Source organism: Thermonema lapsum, assembly GCF_011761635.1.
Lineage (GTDB): Bacteria > Bacteroidota > Bacteroidia > Cytophagales > Thermonemataceae > Thermonema > Thermonema lapsum.
In genome coordinates this window covers 1-16,217 of sequence record NZ_JAASRN010000004.1, presented here as the reverse complement: position 1 = coordinate 16,217, position 16,217 = coordinate 1, and the positions used below count along the sequence as shown (strand labels likewise).

12 protein-coding genes and 2 rRNA genes are annotated in these 16,217 nt (G+C 48.9%); 4 read left to right on the top strand and 10 right to left on the bottom strand.

What is annotated here, in order from left to right; translation table 11 throughout:
• Nucleotides 1-51: 51 nt before the first annotated feature.
• Nucleotides 52-972, top strand: a complete 921-nt coding sequence (hemC, locus tag FHS56_RS10500; RefSeq protein ID WP_166920585.1) for a hydroxymethylbilane synthase — start codon at nt 52-54, stop codon at nt 970-972.
• Between the two features lie 157 nt (nt 973-1,129).
• Here the strand turns inward: hemC and FHS56_RS10495 are convergent, their stop codons facing one another.
• The 5 genes from FHS56_RS10495 to FHS56_RS10475 form a co-directional block, all read right to left on the bottom strand.
• Nucleotides 1,130-3,523 (bottom strand): outer membrane beta-barrel family protein, encoded by a 2,394-nt coding sequence (locus FHS56_RS10495; protein ID WP_166920583.1) that lies wholly within the window; start codon nt 3,521-3,523, stop codon nt 1,130-1,132.
• A 99-nt stretch (nt 3,524-3,622) separates the two neighbouring features.
• Nucleotides 3,623-5,851 carry a peptidase domain-containing ABC transporter gene (locus FHS56_RS10490; RefSeq protein ID WP_208409680.1) on the bottom strand — a complete coding sequence of 743 codons (2,229 nt, stop codon included), beginning with the start codon at nt 5,849-5,851 and terminating at the stop codon, nt 3,623-3,625.
• Nucleotides 5,823-7,142 carry a radical SAM/SPASM domain-containing protein gene (locus FHS56_RS10485; RefSeq protein WP_166920579.1) on the bottom strand — a complete coding sequence of 440 codons (1,320 nt, stop codon included), beginning with the start codon at nt 7,140-7,142 and terminating at the stop codon, nt 5,823-5,825. Before FHS56_RS10485 ends, FHS56_RS10490 begins: the two co-directional genes overlap by 29 nt.
• Nucleotides 7,143-7,305: 163 nt before the next feature.
• Nucleotides 7,306-7,635, bottom strand: a complete 330-nt coding sequence (locus tag FHS56_RS10480) for a hypothetical protein (protein ID WP_166920577.1) — start codon at nt 7,633-7,635, stop codon at nt 7,306-7,308.
• 615 nt (nt 7,636-8,250) lie between these two features.
• Nucleotides 8,251-8,703, bottom strand: a complete 453-nt coding sequence (locus tag FHS56_RS10475) for a peroxiredoxin (RefSeq protein ID WP_166920575.1) — start codon at nt 8,701-8,703, stop codon at nt 8,251-8,253.
• 141 nt (nt 8,704-8,844) lie between these two features.
• On the opposite strand from FHS56_RS10475, the gene FHS56_RS10470 reads away from it, so the two are divergent.
• Nucleotides 8,845-9,657 (top strand): enoyl-ACP reductase FabI, encoded by an 813-nt coding sequence (locus tag FHS56_RS10470; RefSeq protein WP_166920573.1) that lies wholly within the window; start codon nt 8,845-8,847, stop codon nt 9,655-9,657.
• Nucleotides 9,658-9,827: 170 nt separating this feature from the next.
• On the opposite strand, the gene FHS56_RS10465 is transcribed toward FHS56_RS10470, so the two are convergent.
• Together FHS56_RS10465 and FHS56_RS10460 are read right to left on the bottom strand one after the other, a co-directional pair.
• Complete coding sequence (locus tag FHS56_RS10465) at nt 9,828-11,996, bottom strand: heavy metal translocating P-type ATPase (RefSeq protein WP_166920571.1); 2,169 nt, start codon at nt 11,994-11,996, stop codon at nt 9,828-9,830.
• Between the two features lie 6 nt (nt 11,997-12,002).
• A complete protein-coding gene (locus FHS56_RS10460) occupies nt 12,003-12,218 on the bottom strand; it encodes a heavy-metal-associated domain-containing protein (protein WP_166920570.1) in 216 nt (71 codons plus the stop codon).
• 90 nt (nt 12,219-12,308) lie between these two features.
• Between FHS56_RS10460 and FHS56_RS10455 the strand changes: the two genes are divergently transcribed.
• The gene (locus tag FHS56_RS10455) at nt 12,309-13,334 is read left to right on the top strand and encodes a glycosyltransferase (RefSeq protein ID WP_166920568.1); all 1,026 of its coding nucleotides are present in this window, start codon (nt 12,309-12,311) and stop codon (nt 13,332-13,334) included.
• Between the two features lie 46 nt (nt 13,335-13,380).
• Here FHS56_RS10455 and FHS56_RS10450 read toward each other — a convergent pair whose 3' ends face one another.
• The gene (locus FHS56_RS10450; RefSeq protein WP_166920566.1) at nt 13,381-13,536 is read right to left on the bottom strand and encodes a hypothetical protein; all 156 of its coding nucleotides are present in this window, start codon (nt 13,534-13,536) and stop codon (nt 13,381-13,383) included.
• Between the two features lie 131 nt (nt 13,537-13,667).
• On the opposite strand from FHS56_RS10450, the gene FHS56_RS10445 reads away from it, so the two are divergent.
• Nucleotides 13,668-15,173: a GH3 auxin-responsive promoter family protein gene (locus FHS56_RS10445; protein WP_166920564.1), complete on the top strand. Its 1,506-nt coding sequence runs from the start codon at nt 13,668-13,670 to the stop codon at nt 15,171-15,173.
• A 667-nt stretch (nt 15,174-15,840) separates the two neighbouring features.
• Here the strand turns inward: FHS56_RS10445 and rrf are convergent.
• Both rrf and FHS56_RS10430 read right to left on the bottom strand, forming a co-directional pair.
• A 5S ribosomal RNA gene (rrf, locus tag FHS56_RS10435) occupies nt 15,841-15,952 on the bottom strand.
• A gap of 72 nt (nt 15,953-16,024) precedes the next feature.
• Nucleotides 16,025-16,217 (bottom strand): 23S ribosomal RNA (locus FHS56_RS10430); the annotation flags it as partial.

The window sequence follows — 16,217 nt, the reverse complement described above, 5'->3', positions numbered from 1 at the left end:
TTTTTGCAGGTGCTTTTGTAGCTTTGGGCAGCAAAGCAAACAAACCTTCTCATGGGCAATACCATACGCATAGGCACACGCCGCAGCCAATTGGCATTGTGGCAAGCCGAACACGTAGCAGAGCTGCTGCGCCAAAAAGGGCTGCAAGCCGAATTGGTTGCCATAGAAACCAAAGGCGATAAGATTCTTGACCGCTCCTTGTCGAAGATAGGCAGCAAGGGGGTCTTTACAGAAGAGCTGGAAGCCATGCTGCGCAGCGGCGAAGTACACATTGCCGTGCATAGCGCCAAAGATGTGCCTTCTGCTCTGCCCAACGACTTGGAACTGATTGCTTTCAGTGAGCGGGAAAGTGCCTATGATGTATTGGTAAGCCGAAATACCACACTCTCCCTACAAAAACCTTTACGGGTGGGCACCTCTTCTACGCGCCGCCGAGCGCTCATTCGGCGGTATTATCCCCATTGGGAAGTGGTGGAAGTGCGCGGCAACCTGCAAACCCGCCTCCGCAAGATGGATGAAGGCTTGTGCGATGCACTGCTGTTGGCTTATGCAGGCGTACACCGCATGGGCTATGACCCGTTCATTGTGCATCGCTTCGACATAGAACAGTTCACCCCCGCGGTAGGGCAAGGTAGTCTGGCAATAGAAGCCCACAAAGAGCTGGCGCCTGCCCTGCGCCGGGCAGTCGTTGAGGCGGTAAACCACCCCCTTACAGCAGCCTGCTTGCTCGCCGAACGGGCTTTTCTTGCCCGCCTGCAGGGTGGATGCAGTGTGCCTGTCTTTGGACATGCTTTCTACAAGGATGGGCAAATGAAACTGCTGGGCGGTGTGATGAGCCTCGACGGCAAGCAAGCCATTCAGGACAGCATCATGGTGCACGAAACCCCCGAAGCCGCTGGTAGGCAACTGGCAGAACGTCTTTTGCAAGCCGGTGCCGGCGACATACTCAAAGAAATCAAAGCGCAGTTGTAAAAGGGGTTTTTATTTTTTGGTGCAGAGCAAGCTTCTGCAAACAAAGCTTGCTTTTTTATTGCATTCACAATCCCCACGATTTTTTTATTCATACACAAAAAGACAGGTGCCCTCCTAAACAGAGCACCTGCTTTCTCTGAAAACATGCGTTGTGGACTTACTTACCCACACGCTGCCCTATATCGCCTTTATCCAAACGCCCTTCTTGCGATTTAGCAATGCGGCTGCCAAAGCTGTAGCGCACCCGCAGCTGCACATAACGCGCGTCTTGATACATCCATTGTTTGCTTATCCTTGAATACATATTCACATCCAAGCGCGATATGTAGTTTCTCCCAAGGTCGTCGGTAATCAGGCTTATCGTCCAATCGCCAAAATTGTAGTTAGTATCTACGTAGAAAGAAAAGAGCGGTGCTATTTGCATGTTCATTTGGTTAAACGGTCCTTGCAGGTAGCCTCCTATATCCACACTTAACACTTTGCCCTCCTTTTGAACAGGCACCAAAGTAAGGGTGCCCGATGTGCTCCAAGTAAAGTTGATAGCATCTGAAATGATGCTCTCGTAGGCAGTGTAGGGTAAATATTGAAAATAACCACCATACGCAGAAAGATTCAATTGCCCCCGCTCCTGCCAAAAGCTCTCGGTATAGTTGGCAAAAATACTTCCACTATGGAAGTCTGCGGCATTCAGGCGCTTGTAGGCGTTGTTGCCCTCTTCATCTTCCAAGAGCATCTGTGCACTTTGCCGACCAGTGTAACTCCACACAAGCCCTAAAACAATTTTTTGGCGGATGATGTGTGATAAGGTGTTGCTTATGTTGTAAGAAGGCTGCAAAAAGGGATTGTTCTCTACATAATAGTTAGGCGCCGAGTAGAAACGATAGGGGTTTAACTCCCAGAAAGCAGGACGCCGAATACTGCCCCGGCTTTGCAGTTGCCATGTATGATTCTCGTTCTGCACAAACAAAATGCTCAAATCCGGCAGCGGGTTGAAGTAAGTATTTTCAAACTTACGCTCCCCATTTAAAAAACCTTCATTGAAGGTGTTCTCTACACGCAAACCCACCTTCGACTGCCAACGCGCCGACCACTGCTTCCGCCATGCCACATAGGGCGTGATGTAATGCTCCCGGTAGTCATACACAAAACTATTCTTTTCCTCAAGCACATAACCCGATTGCTGCCACTGCCACCAACGCGTGTCGTTTCCGTTTACCGAATAAGCCCCATAAACCCCTGCCATCAACACACTCTTTTCTGACAAGGCACCTTCATAATCTACTTTGTTGTACAGGCTGCGTATGCTTTGAAGCACATACTGCCGACGACGGTCTTCATCATTGCTCAAATAGTCCTCATAACTCATAATGCCTTCGGTTTCTTTGTTGTAGTAGCTGAAAACAGTGTTCAGTGTAAGCTTCCCTTTCTTCAAAGGTTGCTCATAGAACAGCCCCAAAGTCCCTCCTCCGTCTATACCCATCGTGGAATTGTTTTGCTTGCCCATGGCTACAGTCTGCACAGTATTGCCCACATACCTTTCTTGACGGAAGTTGTTGAAATCCCGAGAAGGTGAGTTTTGGTTCGTGCTGTAATGTCCCGACATCTGCACTTCCCACAGCTGCCCCGAGGGCTTGGTATGAGAAGCTATCCAACTAAGCCAAGTGGCAAGTCCCCCTCTGCCTATATTTCGTGAATCATTGTAAGAAGCAGCACTCCCATCCCGCTCCATGATGTCGTTCTTGTAAATGTGGTACGTTATGTTATTGCTCGCACCAAGCGTCAAGGTAGAGTTCCATTTCCCTTGTTTTGCCCATGTAAGATTGCCACCTTGCGAATTGAAGGTTCTCTGAAGTGTCCATGCATTCAAATAATAGCGGGAATACAGGCTACCCTTGCGCAAATATATCTTTACAATAGCCACATCGCCTTGTTCATCATACTCGGCGCCGGGGTTTAACACCAACTCCACTCGCTCAATCTCCTCAGCAGGCAGGCTCTCCAACAAAGTTTTTATTTGCTCCTGCGGCAAAAACGAACGCCGACCGTTCAAGTAATACACCGTCCGACCTTTGCCCACCATCTCCGGTAAGCCGTCTGCCTTCTTGCGCAGCATCGGCAAGCGTGTCAATGCCTGTTGCATTGTGAGCCCTTTCAAGGCTTCGGTATTTGACCAACTCATTGTCATACCGTCGGCAGTAGGACTTATCAAAGGCTTGCTCGCAGTGATTTCCACACCCTTCAACTGTATACCCGGTTGCATCCGAATTTCCAGATGGGTGTCTTGGGTTATCTCTACCTGCTGGTAATAATCTTCGTACCCCACGTAGGTAATCCACAAATGATAGACACCCGATTCAGGCACTTGCAGCTGAAAGCATCCACGCTCGTCTGCTGCTGTCGATAAAGTAACTGCTGCCGAGTCGGTCAGCTGAACCGTAGCATAGGGCAAGCCTCCCCCTTCGTCTTGTACACAACCGCTCAACTGCCTTTGTGCCAAAAGGTCTTGTAGTGGCAAAACCGAAAACAAGAGAAGAAATAGTGCTTTTTTCATGCTCTTTTACTTTTTAAGGTTCAGTGGATGATGTTGAATATTTCCTACTTACCAAGATGCTTTTTTGGTTAAGATGGTTGCCTGGTCTGGTTGTTTTTTTCAGCTTCCTAATGCCAACTGATTGCTGATAAGATGATAATAAAGCCCTTGCCGGTATAGAAGTTCCTCATGGCTACCTGTTTCTACTATGCGTCCATTTTCCAGCACTATGATGCGGTCGGCATTACGCACTGTGCTTAAACGGTGGGCAATGATGAAAGCTGTACGATGCTGCAAATAAGCAGAAAGGTTCTTTACAATGGCGCGCTCGGTAGCCGCATCCAGTGCAGAGGTGGCTTCATCCAAGAAAAGGATGTCGGGTTGGTGGTAAAGCGCACGGGCAATGAGCAAACGTTGCTGCTGCCCGCCACTCAACTGCATGCCCACCCCACCCAACTTGGTTTGATAACGCATGGGCAGCTTCATGATGTCGTCATGTAAACAGACCAAGCGGCACACTTCTTCTATACGCTGCATATCGGGCTGTTCCACACCGGGTGCTACATTTTCTGCTACTGTACCGCTCAAAATAGAACCATCTTGCAGAACTACCCCACAGCGTGTGCGCCATGCGTCTATGTCGTAATGCCACAGGGGCTGCCCATTGAGCAGTATATCGCCTTTGACAGGAAAATAATAGCCCAGCAACAAACGCATGAGTGTGGTTTTTCCACTGCCCGTGCTCCCTACAATGGCTACTTTTTCACCTCGACGTATTTCCAAATGAATGTCGTCAAGAATCAAACGGTGTTCGTACCCCGGATAGTAGAAAGAAAGCCCGCGGATGGTTAGTGTTTGAATGGATTCAGGCAAAGGCTTTTTACGTCCGGGGGGTTGCTCGGGTGCTTGCTCAAATACAAGCCCCAGGCGTTCTTGGGCAATGCGAAAGCTCTGCAGCTCATCCACACTAAAAAGCCAAGCATTGACCGGTGCGCTTAGTTGCCCAATGATGAACGAGGCGCTCATGAGTACGCCCAACGACAACTCCTGCTTGAGGATAATCAAATAAGCGCAAACCGCCACTACTGCTACGTCTTTCAGCTTGCCGAAGAGCGTTGTACCTGCATTTTGATAAAGATTCAACCACAGGTCACGCCACTCTTGGCGGTTTTGCTCTTCAGACAAATGCATAATTTTATCAAGGCGCCGGTCTTGTGCACGATAAATACGCAACTCCTGCATCTTGGTCACAAACTCATATAACAGATGATTCAGCTTACTTTTGAGCAGCGCATTGGCATAATTCAGTGCACGACGGTGGCGCAGAAAAAGCATTACCCAGCCTACAGACAAGAGCGTGAAGCCCACGTATATCCAGAAAACCAGCGCACTGAGACGATAAAGCAAAAAGCCGAATATCAAGATATTGCTTAGGTGCAACAGCAGACTCATAAGCTGCCATGCCACAAACCGACGCACCTCCGACAAGTCGCCCAAGCGCTGCAAGGTTTCAGTATTGATGCGGGCATCGAAATACGCAAGGGGCAAGCGTGTGAGATAACGAAACATATGCTCTTGCAGATGCAACGAAAGCCCCAAGTTCAAACGGGTAAAAACCACCGTGCTCCACGACTCGCTTATAAAACTGCCAAAGAAAAGCGCCATCTGCGCCAACAACAATGCCAGTACCATGCCGATGTCCCGTTGCATGATGCCTTCATCGATGACCTCTTGGAAGAGCTTGGGCGTGTACCAGTTGGCTGCCATGCCTCCTATAATCAGCAACAGACCTCCTACATAAGCCCCTTTTCTGCGAGCCAAAAAGCTGGTGATTTCACGAAGCACATGGCGCATGCCCTCGTTCTGTACGGGCGGCAAATCGAGAGGCGACGCCATAGAGGCAGGTTGCAAATATATGAGAATCCCTTTGGGCTGCCCAGCAAGCCACTCGTTCAAAAAAGCCTCTTCGGTAAGCTGCACACGCCCATAGGCAGGGTCCAGAAGCGTAAAGCGCCTCTTAGCATCTTGCTTCTTCCGGCTTATCCTTTCCAGCACTACATAGTGGTCCTGTTTCCAGAAAAGAATGCAAGGCAGTGGCAGCTGTTCCAACTCCCCGGGCGATGCCTTGTATGCCTTCGCTTCCAAACCTATCTGCTGCGCCAAATGCAGCAGTTGTGCTACTGATACCCCCAGGCGCGACAGCTTGCCCAGTGCACGCAATTGCTTCACATGCACCTTTATGCCATGATAACGGGCAATCATAGCAAGGCAAGCAGGACCACAGTCGGCACTTTCGAGTTGAGGTACAAAAGGCACACGTTTAGCCCACTGCTTTATGTGTCTGGGCAAGCAGAATACGTTCGATATGCTGAATAACCACGTAGTCTTTTTCACGTTCATCGCCGTTATACACACAGTAATCTTCGCCCACATGTTCGATTGCCTGTTGCGAGCAGCCCCCATTGCACAGCGGTTGTATGCGGCAGCTTAAGCAAGGGCGGTTGCGAAACTTGATATTCATGCGCTTCTCGAGATGGTCGTCCTCCCATACAATCTCCCCTGTTTCAGCAAGATAGCCCACTCGGTTTTCAGGTTTGAAGTCGCGCGCCGTGCACTTATACACGTCGCCGTTGTAGTTGATGACGGCACTCTGCCGTTTGTCGGCATAGCACGAAGCTTCGACAGCGTCCACCGCTGACTGTTCTATAGCAGGAAATCCTGCTGCCCGTACCACCTCCATAGCTGCTGCTACCTCTTCCTTAACGTCGCCTTCTGTGTCTTGCCACACCCGATGAAAGCTAAAGCTTATGTGAGATTTGGCTTCGGCAGGAAGCTCTGCAAAATCATAGGGCACCTGTTTCACCGAAGCAATATTGGCAGCCGTGTAGTTGATGCGCACCGAGACCCCCAAACCGGCAATGGCAAGTTGCTTAATATTGTGCACAATTTCACGATAAGAGCCCTTCTTTTCGTTCACGTAACGCACGCGGTTGTGGGTTTGCTCGTCGCCATCGAGGGTAATCTGAAAACTTGGCAACAAGCCTTCTTTAAGAAAGAAATCAATCATGGCTTCATTTATCAAATAGCCATTGGTAGTAAAGTGCAGGCTCAAAGAAACGCCTGCTTCTTGCAACAAACGCTTTGCTTCACTTATCAATGGCTTCACATTACGCTCGAAGTAAAGCAGCGGTTCTCCCCCAAAAAAGCTTATGATGAAATGGCGCAAGTCGGGATTTTGCTCTACTGTGCGCTGTATAAAGCGCAGCATCCGCGCCACTCCCTCTTCGCTTAGCCGGGAATTTTTTATGTGCGTTTCGTAGCAATACCAGCACTTGAAATTGCAATTCATGGTAGGGTTGATAATCAGCTGAAAGGTATGAGTGGCGTTGTCTATAGCCCACACTTTCTCTTTCAGGCGTTCCAGCTCATCTACACTGTCATCTATGATGAACTCATGACGGCAGAGATAATCATAGAATTGCGGGTGCACTTGTGCCAGCTCTTCCACACCATGATGCGCAGCGCTTTCGAGCAGGTCTTTGAGCAATGGCTCTATAAAAATAACCTTCTTGCTGAAAGCATTGAAAAGGGCATACTTACTCTTGTACGGTACTATGTTATTGTATCGGCTTAGTTTCATGGCAAAATGTCTTTGTAGTCGATGAACAGCTAAACTTCAAGAATGACAAAACCCTACCTCTCTGCTTTCTTTCATGCTACATACAGAAAGCAGATGCGTTGCATAAGTCGATGCCAATTTTGCGTCTTACTGTTATCCCCGGTGAACAGCCCTTTGTCCCTGGTTACTTATCCGAAGAGATTGTATTTCCGTCGAGTGGAACGATAAGCTTCTTTCTTACGCCTGCTGAGTCATAAACAATCCGTAGTCCTTTCTCTTGGTTACCGTCTCCAAGTACAAAGGAAAATTCAACGAGCTTGACAGGTGTGCTTTTACCCTTCACAGAATCCTTTCGCGCATCACAATTCCAGTTTATCACCAAACCACACAACTCTTTGTCGTTGGTACCTGCTGCGGTGTGCCCGCCTCCTGTCAAACACTCCGAGAATCCGCCATACAAGCAGTGGTTTTCTTCGTCTGAAAGTAGTTCTGGAATGAAAGGTAGTGATTTCATAACATCGAACTTTTTAGCTTTTTCTTGAAAATATTTAGAGATTCAAAGTTGGGTAGGCTCCCCTACCCAACATCAACTTACTGTCTTATCCTAATAGAAATTTTAATGCACCCGCAGTTACCACAGTTATGGTTATTCGTAGTTGCCGAATTCTCATAAGCAAAGCCTGCCTCTAAGACATCAGAAAAACCTCCATAAATCACCTCTTTTTCTATTTTCAGAGGTTCGAGGTTCAGTAATTCTTCTTTTTTCTTTAACTCTACAACGCAGCTAATGTACGATTTAGTGACGTAACAATATGGCGCCATAGCAACCCTTCTCACCTCCCGGGTGCAGTGGAAGAGTTGCAGTTCAATTCTAAAAAAAAAAAAAAAAACAAGTCAAGATTACAGCACACTTTTTTAACAAAAACATAGACAAAAACTAAAAAGAGCAAATACATAAACATTTCTGCATCCAAATTGATGTTGCAACACTATTTTTTATTACACGAAAAACGGCAGGATTGCGTGCTAATCAAAAGGTATATTTTTTTAGTAATTTTTAGTAAAATATAGACAAAAAAAGGGTGCCATAGTAGCACCCTACTGCCATGAGAATTGATGTTTTTTAGTCCTATTGTTTTTTCAATTCTTTGAGCATACTTTCTATATGCTGGCGAGCGCCAAAAAGCTCCTGATAAGCTGCCACTATTTTATGCGAAGCATCCAACAAATAAGTAATTCGTTTGGGAATGCCCAATATAGGCACCAAAGCATCATATTTTTTACACACCTCACCCGAAGCATCGCTCAGCAGTTCAAAAGGCAAATTGTATTGCTCCTTGAAGCGCCGATGGGTGGCTATATCATCACGGCTAATGCCAATGACTTCTACGTCCAAGCCACGAAAGTCGGCAAAGTGGTCGCGGAACTCGCAAGCTTCTTGGGTGCAGACTTTCGAGAAGTCTTTGGGATAAAAAAAGAGGATACAAGGCTTGCCCACCATGTCTTTGCTGAGCGTGAAAAGGTCGCGCTCGGTAGAAGGCAATGTAAAATCGGGGGCTTGAATACCTACTTTCAATGCCATAGTCTGTTTGTTTTTTGCGTTGTGTTTGTTATCCTTGAACAAAGAATGCCGGACAATGGTTTGCCCAACACAAAAGCTCCTGCATTCGTACAATTTTCACTTAAAAAGCTTACATTTAAAGCCCAAAAACAAAGAGAAACTATGGCTTACAATTTATTGAAAGGGAAAAGAGGCATCATTACCGGTGCACTAGACGAAAACTCTATCGCTTGGAAAGTAGCAGTGCGTGCCAAAGAAGAAGGGGCTACCTTCACCCTTACCAATGCCCCCGTGGCACTGCGCATGGGCAAAATCAAAGAACTTGCCCAGCAGTGCAATACAGAGGTGATTCCTGCCGATGCCACCTCCGTGGAAGACCTCGAAAACCTCTACAAGCGCTCTATGGAACTGCTGGGCGGCAAAATCGATTTCGTGCTGCACTCCATAGGCATGAGCCCCAACGTGCGTAAAGGGCGCGAATATGGCGACCTGAATTATGAGTGGTTCATGAAAACGCTCGATATCTCGGCTATGTCATTCCACAAGATGCTACAGGTAGCCGAAAAGCTGGACGCCCTCAATGAAGGGGCTTCTGTAGTGGCGCTGTCTTACATTGCCGCACAGCGCACCTTCCCCGACTATTCGGACATGGCACAAGCCAAAGCCATGCTCGAATCAATTGCCCGTAGCTATGGCGAGCGCTACGGTCGCCTCAAGAAAGTGCGTGTAAACACCATCTCCCAATCGCCTACCCGCACCACGGCAGGCACCGGCATTTCGGGCTTCGATGTGTTCTATGACTACGCCGACATGATGTCGCCGCTGGGCAACGCCACTGCCGAAGAATGCGCCGACATGTGTATTGTGCTGTTCTCTGACCTCACCCGCAAGGTAACCATGCAAAACATCTACCATGACGGTGGCTTCTCTTCGATGGGCATCTCGCCGCAGGTGGTAGAAAAACTCAGCAAGTAATTAAAAACAGCGGTCTCTGCATACTATGAAGCCTTGCCCTTGTGGCAAGGCTCTTTTCTTTTCACACAAAAAGCCATTTCGCATAACATCAAGTCGCTTGGGGCTGTCTTAAATGAAAGCAAAAGCTTAGTTAGCAGAATACCAACGACGCCTACAAAAAAGACAAGCAATTACTCGATTTTCATCCAACGAAGGCGCAGCGAATTGAATACCACTATCACATCAGAACAAGCCATAGCCAAAGCAGCCACCATAGGACTCAACCAGCCTGCTGCTGCTATGGGGATTGCCAGCACATTGTAAAAGAAAGCCCAAAACAGGTTTTGTTTCATCACACGCAGGGTGTACCTACCTATTTCAAAGGCGGTTTGCAGATGACGCAGATTGCCATCCAAGAGTACCACCTCTGCCGCCCGTATGGCTGCCTGTGTGGCATTGCTCAGCGAGATGCCCACATGCGCACGGCTCAAAGCTGGGGCATCATTCACCCCATCGCCCACCATGGCTATCTGTGCTTTGCTTGCCAGTGTCTCTACTATTTGCAGTTTCTGTTCAGGGGTTTGCTCGGCATACACCTCTTCGATTCCTACTGCCTGTGCCAACTGGTTACACTTGTGGGCTTTGTCGCCACTAATCAAGACGGTGCGAATGCCCCGCCGGTGCAAGTAGTCGACAAGTTCCGTAGCATGAGGCTTCACTTCGTCTTCGATAGCAACGGCTGCTATCAACTCTTCGTTGCAAAGTAAAAAAAGGTCGTAGGACTGCTTGAGCGCTGCGCGCTGCGCTTCGGGCAACAAACGGAACGAGCCCAAACGATAGCGATTGCCCTCGGCATCGGTGCCCTCCATGCCTACACCTTTGATTTCACGCAACGAATGCAAGGGCAATACCTCTACGCCTTCTGCCTGCAAATGCTCGGTAAGCGCACGCGCAATCGGATGCGACGACGACTGTTCCAAAGCCAACAACACACGCTGCGCAAAGGCGCCGTCGATGCCAAACGTTTTGATTTCTTTTATTTTGAAATTGCCAGTGGTAAGGGTACCCGTTTTGTCGAAAAGCACATAACGAATGCCTTGCATACGTTCGAGAGTGTCGGCACCACGCAACAAAATACCGCTGCGCGCTGCCCTGCCCAAAGCTACCGTCACGGCGGTGGGCACTGCCAAGCCCATAGCGCAAGGGCACGAAATCACCAACACCGCAATGGCACGGGTGATGCTTTCGCTCATGCCTACACCTACAAAGAAATAATTCGCTGCAAAGGTTATCAGTGCAATGGCTATCACGGCTGGCACAAACACAGCACTCACACGGTCTGCTAAGCGCTGTATGTCGGGCTTGCGGGCTTGTGCCCGCTGCACCAGCTCTATAATCTGGGCAAGCATGGTTTGCCCCGCTACTTTCTGCACCTGCATACGAAAAGCCCCATCGACCACTTCGGTACCTGCCACCAGGGTGTCGCCTCTTCTTTTTTCTACCGGCAGGCTTTCGCCCGAGAGCAGCGCTTCATTTACAGAACCAGCACCTTCGAGTATTTCGCCGTCGGCAGGCACCACATCGCCTACCGCCAGCAAAACCACATCGCCCACTGTCAAGCTATCGGCAGGCACTTCTTCTACCACCTCCCTACCCTTTTCACTCACCGCCAAGCGTTTGGCTATGGCTTTTTGCAGTCGGGTCAACTCATCTACAGCCGTAGTGGTCTGCTTCACTGCTTTGTGCTCCATATAGTTGCCCAAAAGCACAATGCTGATGATGCTGGCTGTCGTTTCGAAAAACATGTAATCATGCCCACCGCCGGTCAGCAAGCCATAAAGGCTGTAAATCAAAGCAGCAGTGGCACCGGTCAATATAAGTACGTCCATGTTAGCCACGCCACTCTTGACGGAGTGCCAGGCGCTGCGCCCAAACTGGCGCACGCCAATAGCAAAAACCGGCAGCGTAAGTCCTAGTTGAACGAAGGGGTCATGCAGCCACGCATAGGGCAAAAACATGGCGGTTACGAGTGGCAGGGTGAAACCCCACGCCACCAGTAGCTGCAACAACAGCGGGGATATGGTAACTTTCTTTGCCGGGGCGTTGTCAGCAGGCTGCACCTCGTAGCCCAGCTTACGAATGCCCTCAACGACCGTTTCCAAAGACAGCCCCGCAGGCAAAGTGAAAGCTACATCTCCGGAAGCAAAATTGACACGCGGGTCTTTTATGCCCTTACGAGTCAAAAAGCGTTCCACGCCCAAAGCGCAGTTGGTACAACTCATGCCGTGCACTTTCAGATGCACTGCTTTGCCCTCCGGGCTTCGCTTGTCTTTCTGCTTGTCTTGAAGTATCGCTTCCATAACGAACTAATCGTTTTGCAGAGCTTGGGCATCGAAGCCGGCTTCTTCTACCAGCGCTTTCACCTCGTCAGCGGAAAGTACCTCCGTATTGACGGTCAATATCTTGTCGGGGTGGTGGGTGTCCACCTCCCAATGTTGAATCTTGGAGTCATTCAAAAAAGCACTCACACTGCGCACACAATTGCTGCAATGGATATTGGTTTTGAAACGGTAAGTCTTCATCTTGCTTTTTGTTTTTTTGATTAGCTTGCATTCCAATTTGGAAACGTTCCAAGTATAAAGTTTTGTTCATTTATTTTTGAAAAACTTGTCATGTCTGTCCATAGTGCGTCGAAAGTACCTTTGTTCTCTATCATCATTCCAGTATATAACCGTCCCGAAGAAGTAGATGAGCTGTTGGCATCTCTATGCCAGCAGTCTTTTCGCTCGTTCGAAGTGATTGTGGTAGAAGACGGCTCAGAAAAGGACTGCCGACAGGTAGTGCAGCTGTACAAAGAGCAGTTGCCTATTCAGTATGTTTACAAACAGAATTCAGGACCTTCGGCAAGTCGTAATCGGGGTGCCCAAGATGCCCGTGGGCAATATGTGCTTTTCCTTGACTCGGATTGCCTTGTGCCAGAGCATTATTTACAAAATATCGCTGCTTTTCTACAAAAACAAAAGGTGGCTTGTTTTGGAGGTCCCGATACCGCCCATCCTGCTTTTACGCCCATTCAGAAAGCCATCAATTACGCCATGACCTCACGCCTGACGACCGGGGGCATCCGTGGTGGAAAGAACTTCAATCCCAACAAGTTTTTACCCCGTAGCTTCAATATGGGCGTGCGCCGCGAAGTATTCAAGGAAGTACAAGGCTTTGCCGAAGATATGCGCTTTGGCGAAGACATAGACCTCAGTTTGCGCATCAAAGCACGCGGCTACCGCTGCCTGCTCATCCCGGAAGCATGGGTTTACCACAAGCGCAGAACCAAACTGTGGCAGTTCTTTAAGCAAATCTATAATTCGGGCATGGCACGCGTGTATTTGAGCGAGCGGCATCCCGGCACTTTAAAACTTATCCACCTGCTGCCTTCCTGCTTTGTCTTGTTTGTGGTAGCCTCTCTGCTGCTTGCTTTTGTTTCGCCCCTTGCTTTGCTGCCCCTGTTTTTATGGGCTTTGGTAATTTTCATAGATGCCCTCATAGGCTATGACTATTCGTTGCAAGTAGCTTTGCTGTCGGTGGTGGCTGCCTTCCTCCAGCTGACTGCCTACGGCAGTGGTTTCCTGCATGCATGGATAAGCCGTAAGCTGCTGCGCCTTCCTAAAAGACATGCCTTTGTGAGGCGGTTTTATGAGTAGGTGTCAGCCCTATTTTTTGAAAAATGCCGTGCCGGCTGTGTAATCATCAAGTCATCTTATTGAGTATCTCTTTTGGCGCACAAACGTCGCTTCTTTCATACACCTTGTTTGCCAATAAAACCAACGAGGCATTGCCTACAAACATCGAACTAAGCGAAATCTTCATGTCTTTCAATTGAATGAGGCAAGAGGAGGTGCTCATCCAACCAATTACAGTTTCATGTAGTTTAAGGCGACAAAACAGTAGCCACAGACGGCTTCCCGTTTTTCTTATCTTCGTCTTTTTGTTAACTTGAAGCCCTGCATAAGAAAGTAAGCGACAGAATACACACTATGGGAATACGTGCTACTTTGAGCAAGCCATTAGCATGGTGGATGGTGCAGCAACAAAAACAATGGATGCAGCGCCCGGTAGAAACCCAGCTACAATGGATGCAACGGCTGGTGCAACAAGCCCGTCATACCGCCTTCGGCAAAGAACACGGCTTCGAAGCCATTCGCTCATACGAAGACTTCAAACGGCAGGTACCTGTGCGCGACTATGAGGGCTTGCGCCCCTATGTGAACCGCATCATAGAAGGCGAATCAGACGTATTGTGGCGCGGCAAACCCATTTATTTCGCCAAGACCTCAGGCACCACCTCCGGTGTGAAATACATACCCATCACGAGCGACTCCATCTCCAACCACATCAACGGGGCACGCAACGCCCTGCTCAACTACATCTATGAAACCGGCAACAGCGATTTCTTAGACCGCAAACTCATCTTCCTTTCGGGCAGCCCTGTACTCGACCGCAAAGGGGGTATCCTCACCGGTCGCCTGTCGGGCATTGTCAACCACCATGTGCCTGCCTATTTGCGCACCAACCAAATGCCCTCTTACGAAACCAACTGCATCGAAGACTGGGAGGAAAAACTCAACCGCATCGTAGAAGAAACCCTGCGCGAAGACATGTCGCTCATATCGGGCATCCCCCCCTGGGTGCAGATGTACTTCGACCGCATCATAGAACGCACGGGCAAAAAAATCAAAGACGTATTTCCCAACTTCTCGCTTTTTGTGTATGGAGGCGTGAATTTTGAACCCTACCGCGCCAAGCTGTTCGACAGCATCGGAAAAGCTATCGATTCCATCGAGCTGTTTCCTGCTTCAGAAGGCTTTTTTGCCTATCAAGACAAAATCGAACACCAAGGGCTTTTGTTATTGTTGAATGCTGGTATCTTTTACGAGTTCATCCCTGCCGAAGAATACTTCAACGAAAATCCACGCCGGCTGCATATAGGCGAAGTGGAAGAGGGCAAAAACTACGCCCTCATTGTCAACAACAACGCAGGCTTGTGGGGCTACTCCATTGGCGACACCGTGCGCTTTGTGTCCACCAACCCCTACCGAGTGGTGGTAAGCGGGCGCATCAAGCACTACATCTCTGCCTTTGGCGAGCATGTCATTGGCGAAGAGGTAGAAAAAGCCATGAAAGCAGCCTTAGAGGCATTTCCCGAAGTGAAAGTGATTGAATTTACCGTAGCACCACAAGTAACCCCCCCCGAAGGGCTGCCCTATCACGAATGGTTGATTGCCTTCGACACACCGCCCCATGACCCGCAAGCCTTCGCCAAAAAATTAGACGACACCCTACGCCAGCTCAACATTTATTACGACGACCTCATCAAAGGCAGCATCTTACGACCAGCGGTCGTTACCCCTCTGCAAGCTGATGCCTTTGTGCACTACATGAAGTCAATCGGCAAGCTGGGCGGGCAAAACAAAGTGCCGCGCCTTTCCAACGACCGTAAAATTGCAGATGCCTTGCTGCAATGGGAAGCCGAAAGGCTATGAGCAAAAGCCAAGAAGCATACGCACATGCCCCGGAAGGCTCTGCCTCCATTGTGACACAAATCTTCTGGGGCAAACTTTGCCACTAGCACGGGCAGAAAGATGGCAGCAGCAAAGTTTCTCAGGGCATTGGTGCATGCCTTTTTCGAGTCAAGCTCTTAAGTAAAGATGGCAAATTGTTCAAAAAAGTATCGTGCCTTTGCTGTTCATGCCCGAGTTTCTAAACTGCAACTACATTCAAGGGCGGCGAGCGCACATTGATGCTCTGCGTCTTTTCTTAGTGAGCTCTTTCCTCCTTCTCTGGTAAGAAGAATACTCCATTGAGGCAGTTATTATGCGAGGGAAGGAAATAAGCAGGCTTCTAATAGAAGAAAACAGCACACAAAGCGGTGTCCCAAAAGGAAAAGCAAGAAAACAGGCTCAAAAACAGCCTGCTTCTGAATTTACAAGTTCATTGCCTTTTTTCTGCTTTAGGGCATCCCTTTGTTGTTTCGCGTTTTTCTCCTTGTCGCTTCAAGCCACTCCCTTTGCCATATCAAAGTTCAGGCAATTGAGGCGCTTGCCTCAATGCCCCAAGCAAAGCAAATCAAACACCTCTGCCTTTTGCTTTACTTCACCCTACCCCCACATAAACAAAAAACCCCTTCCATAACAGAAGGGGTTAATTCTTACGTGGCGGCGACCTACTCTCCCGGGTATGACCCCAGTACCATCGGCGCTGGAGGGCTTAACTTCTCTGTTCGGAATGGGAAGAGGTGTTCACCTCCGCTCCTGCCGCCAACAATATCTTCTTTATCTCCTTAGATAAATGCCTTTACATACTACATACTGCCTATATCGAAGACTACATCCACGCAAAGAAGCCTATCGGGGTATTAGTATGACTCGGCTCAACGGCTCTCACCGCTTACACCTGTCACCTATCTACGTCCTCGTCTCGAACGCCCCTCTTGGGAGGTCTCATCTTGGAGCGAGTTTCGCGCTTAGATGCTTTCAGCGCTTATCTCTTCCGGACTTAGCTACTCAGCAGTGCACCTGGCGGCACAA

Bases quoted from the DNA above. Each gene is read 5' to 3' on its own strand.
- FHS56_RS10465 (WP_166920571.1), bottom strand. From the start codon at position 11,996: ATGGAAGCGATACTTCAAGACAAGCAGAAAGACAAGCGAAGCCCGGAG.
- FHS56_RS10485 (WP_166920579.1), bottom strand. From the start codon at position 7,142: ATGAAACTAAGCCGATACAATAACATAGTACCGTACAAGAGTAAGTAT.
- FHS56_RS10445 (WP_166920564.1), top strand. From the start codon at position 13,668: ATGGGAATACGTGCTACTTTGAGCAAGCCATTAGCATGGTGGATGGTG.
- FHS56_RS10450 (WP_166920566.1), bottom strand. From the start codon at position 13,536: ATGAGCACCTCCTCTTGCCTCATTCAATTGAAAGACATGAAGATTTCG.
- FHS56_RS10455 (WP_166920568.1), top strand. From the start codon at position 12,309: ATGTCTGTCCATAGTGCGTCGAAAGTACCTTTGTTCTCTATCATCATT.
- FHS56_RS10470 (WP_166920573.1), top strand. From the start codon at position 8,845: ATGGCTTACAATTTATTGAAAGGGAAAAGAGGCATCATTACCGGTGCA.
- FHS56_RS10495 (WP_166920583.1), bottom strand. From the start codon at position 3,523: ATGAAAAAAGCACTATTTCTTCTCTTGTTTTCGGTTTTGCCACTACAA.
- FHS56_RS10480 (WP_166920577.1), bottom strand. From the start codon at position 7,635: ATGAAATCACTACCTTTCATTCCAGAACTACTTTCAGACGAAGAAAAC.
- FHS56_RS10475 (WP_166920575.1), bottom strand. From the start codon at position 8,703: ATGGCATTGAAAGTAGGTATTCAAGCCCCCGATTTTACATTGCCTTCT.
- hemC (WP_166920585.1), top strand. From the start codon at position 52: ATGGGCAATACCATACGCATAGGCACACGCCGCAGCCAATTGGCATTG.
- FHS56_RS10460 (WP_166920570.1), bottom strand. From the start codon at position 12,218: ATGAAGACTTACCGTTTCAAAACCAATATCCATTGCAGCAATTGTGTG.